Here is a 6,577-nt window from a genome sequence, read left to right as displayed (position 1 = left end):
AGCCAGGGCGGCGGCCGGCAACAGGAAGTGCGTTGAGATGGCCGAACCTCCCTATCGCCCCGACCCCCAGGAGCCCTCCATGGAGGATATCCTGGCCTCCATCCGCAGCATCCTGAACGAGGATGAGGGGCGCGACGCCCCGCCGCCGCTGGACCTGACCGAGGAGATGCTGGTGCCCGCGCCGCGCACCCCGGCGAGCACGGCGGCGCCACAGCCGCCGGCGCCGGCGCGGCCGCCCCTGCCGCTGCGCCGGCTGGCCAATATCGGGCCGGCGCCGGCCTCCCCGGCCGGGGCGCCGCCGGCATCCGGCGGCGCCCCCTCCACGCCCGCACCGGCGGCGCTGCCGCCGCCCGTGGCCATCGTGCCGCCGCCGGCGGAGCCCAGGCCGCCCGCGCCCCGGCCGGAGCCGGAGGCCGGGCCGCAGGCGGCCGGAGCAAAACCCCAGCCGCAGGCGGCCGAAGCGAAGCCGCAGGCGGCCGGGCCCGTGCCGCTGGTGCCGGAGCCTGCCGCCGGGCGCGCTTCCGCACCGCATGCGGCGGAGCTGGAGGAGGGGCTGCTCGGCCCTGTCGCGGCGGCCGCCGCAGCAGCAGCGCTGGGTCAGCTCGCCCGCGCCGTGACGGAGGACCGCCAGGCGCCGGTGACGCGCCAGGGCGGCGCCAGCATCGAGGATGTGGTGCGCGAGGAGCTGCGCCCGCTGCTCAAGGCCTGGCTGGAGCAGCACCTGCCGCCGATGGTGGAGCGGCTGGTGAAGGCCGAGATCGGCCGCGTCATGTCCGGCGGCCGCGGCGGCTGAGCGGGAAGGGCGGGGGTTTTCTCCGCCCTCCCGCTGCTGCCTCTTGACGGCGGCGCGGCGCCCGCACAAGCGTGCGCCCATGCTCGACAAGACCCTCTCGCCCGCCAGTTTCGAACAGCGCCTCTATGAAGGGTGGGAGGCCGCCGGCAAGTTCGGCGCCAACCCCGCCAGCGGGGCGGACCCCTTCACCATCATGATCCCGCCGCCCAACGTCACGGGCAGCCTGCATATCGGCCACGCGCTGACCTTCACGATCCAGGACATCCTGATCCGCTGGCGCCGCATGCAGGGGCGGGACGCGCTGTGGCAGCCGGGCACCGACCATGCCGGCATCGCCACGCAGATGGTGGTGGAGCGCCTGCTGGCCACCCAGGGCGTGAACCGGCGCGAGATCGGGCGCGAGAAGTTCCTCGAGCATGTGTGGGAGTGGAAGGCGCAGTCGGGCGGCAACATCACCCGCCAGCTCCGCCGCCTCGGCGCCAGCCTGGACTGGCCGCGCGAGCGCTTCACCATGGATGAGGGCCTCTCCGAAGCGGTGCGCGAGGTGTTCGTCACCCTGCACGAGCAGGGGCTGATCTACCGCGACCGGCGCCTTGTGAACTGGGACCCCAAGTTCCAGACCGCCATCTCCGACCTGGAGGTGGAGAGCCGGGAGGTGAAGGGCAGCGTCTGGCACCTGCGCTACCCGGTCGAAGGCGCGCCGGGCCGCTTCATCGTGGTGGCCACCACCCGGCCGGAGACGCTGCTGGGCGACACCGCCATCGCCGTGCATCCGGAGGACGAGCGCTTCCGCGACCTCGTGGGGAAGTTCGCCATCCTGCCGCTGGTGGGCCGCCGCATCCCCATCGTGGCGGATGAGTATTCGGACCCCGAGAAGGGCTCGGGCGCGGTGAAGATCACCCCCGCGCACGACTTCAACGACTTCGCCGTGGGCAAGCGCCACGGCCTCGCCATGCCCTCCGTGCTGGACGCGGATGGCAACGTCTTCCTCGACGAGATCGCGGCCGATCTGGTGGCGGTGGAGGGCGTGGCCGCGCCGGACTTCGTGCGGAGCCTGGCCGGGCAGGACCGCTTCGCCGTGCGCAAGGCGATCGTGGCCGAGCTGGAGCGGCTGGAGCTGGTCGAGACCATCGAGCCGCACAGCCACGCCGTGCCGCATGGCGACCGTTCCGGCGTGCCGATCGAGCCGCGCCTGACGCTGCAATGGTATTGCGACGCGGCGACGCTGGCGAAGCCCGCCATCGAGGCGGTGGAGACCGGGCGCACCGAGTTCGTGCCCAAGCACTTCGAGAACATCTTCTTCAGCTGGATGCGCGACATCCAGCCCTGGTGCATCTCGCGCCAGCTCTGGTGGGGGCACCAGATCCCGGCCTGGTACGCGCCGGATGGCAGCGTGTTCGTGGCCCGCACCGAGGCGGAGGCGCTGGCCCAGGCCCGCGCGAAGCTCGGCGACGGCGTGACGCTGACCCGCGACCCGGATGTGCTGGACACCTGGTTCAGCTCGGCGCTGTGGCCGTTCTCCACGCTGGGCTGGCCCAACAAGACACCGGAACTCGACAAGTATTACCCCGGTGACGTGCTGGTGACGGGCTGGGACATCATCTTCTTCTGGGTCGCCCGGATGATGATGATGGGCCACCACTTCATGGGCGATGTGCCCTTCCGCACTGTCTACATCCATGGCCTCGTCCGCGACGAGAAGGGCCAGAAGATGTCGAAGTCGAAGGGCAACGTCATCGACCCGCTGGAGCTGGTGGACAGCTTCGGGGCGGACGCGCTGCGCTTCACCATCGCCTCGATGGCGACGCCGGGCCGCGACGTGAAGCTCGGCCGCAAGCGCGTCGAGGACTTTCGTTCGTTCGGCACCAAGCTGTGGAACGCGGCGCGGTTCTGCGAGATGAACGGCATCGCGCCGGATGCGGCCTTCGACCCGTCGAAGGTGGAGACGCCGCTGGCGCGCTGGATCCTCGACGCCGCCAATGCCGCCATCGCCGAGGCGACCGCCGCGCTCGAAGCCTACCGCATGGATGACTATGCGGGCGCCTGCTACCGCTTCGTCTGGAACAATTTCTGCGACTGGTTCCTGGAATTCGCCAAGCCCGCCCTGAACGGGCCGGAGGGGCCTGAGAAGGCCGAGGTGAAGGGCGCCGCCCAGCACGTGCTCGGCACCATCCTGCGCCTGCTGCACCCGGTGATGCCCTATGTCACCGAGGAGCTGTGGGACCGCTTCGGCTATGGCCCGGAATGCAGCCTGATCGGCGCGCCCTGGCCGCAGCCCGTGGCGGTGCCGGGGGCCGAGGCGGCGCGGGCCGAGCTGGACTGGCTGGTGGGCCTCGTCTCCGCCGTGCGCGGCGTGCGCGCCGAGATGAACGTGCCGCCCTCCGTGCTGGTGCCGCTGCTGCTGCAAGGTGCCTCCGCCGAGACGCTGGCGCGGGGCGGCCGCTGGATCGAGGCCATCCGCCGCCTGGCGCGCGCCACGGAGTTCCGCGCCCTGGCGGCGGGGGAGGCGCCGAAGGGTGTCGCGCAGGTCGTCGTGGCGGAGGCCACGGTGCTGCTGCCGCTGGCCGAGGTGATCGACCTCGGCGCGGAGCGGGCGCGGCTCGCCAAGGAGCGGGACAAGGCGGCGGCCGAGGGCGCCAAGGTGGAGCAGAAGCTGGCCAATGCCGACTTCGTCGCCCGCGCCAAGCCGGAGGTCGTCGAGGAGAACCGCGAGCGCCTCGCGAGCGCGCAGGCCGAGGTGGCACGGCTGGAGGCGGCGCTGGCGCGCATCGCGGGCTGAGGCGTTCCTTCTCCCGAACCGGATGCCGGCCCATGCCCGGGCCGGCAGCGGGGATTACGGCGAAGCTCGCGTTTTCGTGAGAAAAGCCGGATTATGGCGAAACCATGTCCGGTTTTTCATGTTTCCCCTCCATGCGGCACACGGTCGCGACGCCCCGCCACAGGCTGCGGGGCGCTCAAGGCCCGCGGGACACAAGTCCCGCGCCCGGCCTCCCCAGGAGGAACGGGCCGAGGCCATCCAAGCCATGGAGGCTCACTGACATGACGAAGCTCCTGAATTCTGCTGCGATCGCCACCGTTCTCTTCTTCGGCGCGCAGGGCGTGGCGCTCGCCCAGGGCGTCAATCCCGGCCAGCCCGGCAGCGCCGCCGGCGGCATGCAGGCCCAGTCCACCCAGCAGGGCCAAAGCCAGGGCCAGCAGGCCGGCAGCCAGATGCAGGCCATGTCGGAGCAGCAGGTGCGCACCGCCCTGCAGGCGCGCGGCTACTCGGAGATCGAGGAGCTGGAGCGCAACGACGACACCTTCCGCGTCTCCGAGGCCAAGCGCTATGGCGAGACGGTCGAGGATCTGCGCGTCGACGCCCGCACCGGCATGGTGCGCGACGAGAAGCGCCTGAGCACCGACCAGGCCGAGGCGATGCTCAAGGACCGCGGCTACTCGGATGTGAGCGATGTCGAGCGCGACGGCGACACCATCACGGCCAATGCCGAGCAGGCTGGCAACAAGGTCAAGCTGCGCATCGACGCCAAGAGCGGCATGGTCAGCCGGCAGCAGGAAGGCTGAGGCCCGGCGGGCGCCGGGGCCAGCCCCCGGCGCCCGCCATCGGCCGGGGAAAGCCCGGGGGCAGCCGCTCCCGGGCTTCTTTCATGGCCGGCGCTGCCCTGTGCTCGGCTTGCCGGCGGAAGCTTGTTGCGCGATACAGCGGCGGGACGCAACGGAACGAAGGTCACACCCGCATGGCTGAGCAAAACTGGGATAAGTCGCGCCTGCCGAGCCGCCATGTGAGCGTCGGCCCGGAGCGCGCCCCGCACCGCTCCTACTACTATGCCATGGGCATGACGGAGGAGGAGATCGCCCAGCCGCTGGTGGGCGTCGCCACCTGCTGGAACGAGGCCGCCCCCTGCAACATCGCGCTCAACCGCCAGGCGCAGAGCGTGAAGCAGGGCGTGAAGGAAGGCTTCGGCACGCCGCGCGAGTTCACCACCATCACGGTGACCGACGGCATCGCCATGGGCCACCAGGGGATGAAGTCGTCGCTGGCCAGCCGCGACGCCATCGCCGACACGGTGGAACTCACCATGCGCGGCCATTCCTACGACGCGATGGTGACGCTGGCGGGCTGCGACAAGTCGCTCCCCGGCATGATGATGGCCATGCTGCGCCTGAACGTGCCGAGCGTGTTCATGTATGGCGGCTCGATCCTGCCCGGGAAGTTCAAGGGCAAGGATGTCACCGTCGTGGACGTGTTCGAGGCCGTCGGCCAGCACGCCGCCGGCAACATGTCGGACGAGGATCTGCACGCGCTGGAATGCGTGGCCTGCCCCTCGGCCGGCGCCTGCGGCGGGCAGTTCACCGCCAACACCATGGCCACCGTCTCCGAGGCGATCGGGCTGGCGCTGCCCGGCTCGGCCGGGGCGCCCGCGCCCTATGAGGACCGCGACCGCTGGGCCGTCGCCTCCGGCCGCGCGGTGATGGAGCTGCTGCGCAAGAACATCCGCCCGCGCGACATCGTCACGCTGAAGGCGCTGGAGAACGCCGCGGTGGTGGTGGGCGCCACGGGTGGCTCGACCAATGCCGGGCTGCACCTGCCGGCCATCGCCCATGAGGCGGGCATCCGCTTCACGCTGGACGACGTGGCGGCCATCATGCGCCGCACCCCCTACATCGCCGACCTGAAGCCGGGCGGGAAGTACGTGGCGCTCGACGTGCACAAGGTCGGCGGCATCCCGGTCATCATCAAGGCGCTGCTCGACGCCGGCCTGCTGCATGGCGACTGCATGACCGTGACCGGCAAGACGCTGGCCGAGAACCACGCCGACGTGGTGTTCCCGACCGACCAGGACGTGATCTACCCCGTCTCGAAGGCGCTGACGCCGACGGGCGGCGTGGTCGGGCTGAAGGGCAACCTCGCGCCGGACGGCGCCATCGTGAAGGTGGCCGGCATGAAGGTGCAGCGCTTCGAGGGCACGGCGCTGTGCTTCGACTGCGAGGAGGACGCCTTCAAGGCCGTGGACAGCCGCGCCTACAAGGAGGGCGACGTCATCATCATCCGCTACGAGGGCCCGAAGGGCGGCCCCGGCATGCGGGAGATGCTCTCCACCACCGCCGCCATCTACGGCCAGGGCATGGGCGACAAGGTGGCGCTGATCACCGATGGCCGCTTCTCCGGCGCCACGCGCGGCTTCTGCGTCGGCCATGTCGGGCCGGAGGCGGCGGTCGGCGGCCCGATCGGCCTGCTGAAGAATGGCGACCGCATCGTCATCGACGCCGAGAAGGGCAGCATCGACGTGCTGCTCTCCGACGAGGAGCTGGCCGCGCGCCGCGCCGCGTGGCAGCCGCGCAGGACCGACTACAATTCCGGCGCGCTGTGGAAGTATGCGCAGCTTGTCGGGCCGGCGCATCTCGGCGCCGTGACCCACCCCGGCGGTGCCGAGGAAACGCATTGCTACGCCGATATCTGAGCGTCTTCCTGAACTGACAGAAAGAAGAAGAGGGGGCGCGGGGGAGAATTCATTCTCCCCCGGTCTTTCTTTGTAACACCGCGCCCCGCTTCGTCTTTCTTCCGCCCCAGCTTCGCCATGGTCGGCTCCCTAAGCTCGGGACATGGACGCCGCAGCCTCCGGGATGCGGCGGGACAGGGAGAGGACCGGATGCTGAACCGTCGCACATTGCTGGGTGGGTTGCTGGGGGGCCTGGCTGCCGCCCTGCCGCTGGCCGGGGCCGCGCAGGCGCAGCCCTATGGCCCGCCGCCCGGCTATCCGCCGGGTGGTCCTCATGGCGGCCGCC

Annotated in this window: 4 protein-coding genes; all 4 read left to right on the top strand. The window is 71.1% G+C overall.

Annotated features, from left to right (window positions below):
- Positions 1–37 precede the first annotated feature (37 nt).
- The 4 genes from ACZJYS_RS21610 (at position 38) to ilvD (ending at position 6,252) form a co-directional block, all read left to right on the top strand.
- Positions 38–793, top strand: coding sequence for a DUF2497 domain-containing protein (locus ACZJYS_RS21610; RefSeq protein WP_493180277.1), 756 nt, complete (start codon positions 38–40; stop codon positions 791–793).
- Positions 794–872: 79 nt separating this feature from the next.
- The gene (locus tag ACZJYS_RS21605) at positions 873–3,572 is read left to right on the top strand and encodes a valine--tRNA ligase (RefSeq protein ID WP_493180276.1); all 2,700 of its coding nucleotides are present in this window, start codon (positions 873–875) and stop codon (positions 3,570–3,572) included.
- A gap of 260 nt (positions 3,573–3,832) precedes the next feature.
- The gene (locus ACZJYS_RS21600; protein WP_493180275.1) at positions 3,833–4,354 is read left to right on the top strand and encodes a PepSY domain-containing protein; all 522 of its coding nucleotides are present in this window, start codon (positions 3,833–3,835) and stop codon (positions 4,352–4,354) included.
- A gap of 173 nt (positions 4,355–4,527) precedes the next feature.
- On the top strand, positions 4,528–6,252 hold the full coding sequence (gene ilvD / locus ACZJYS_RS21595; RefSeq protein WP_493180274.1) for a dihydroxy-acid dehydratase: 1,725 nt from the start codon (positions 4,528–4,530) through the stop codon (positions 6,250–6,252).
- Positions 6,253–6,577: the final 325 nt, after the last annotated feature.

The organism is Roseomonas sp. TS2, from assembly GCF_058833935.1.
The sequence above is the reverse complement of the archived record's forward strand: the minus strand, read 5'-3'. Positions and strand labels throughout refer to the sequence as shown.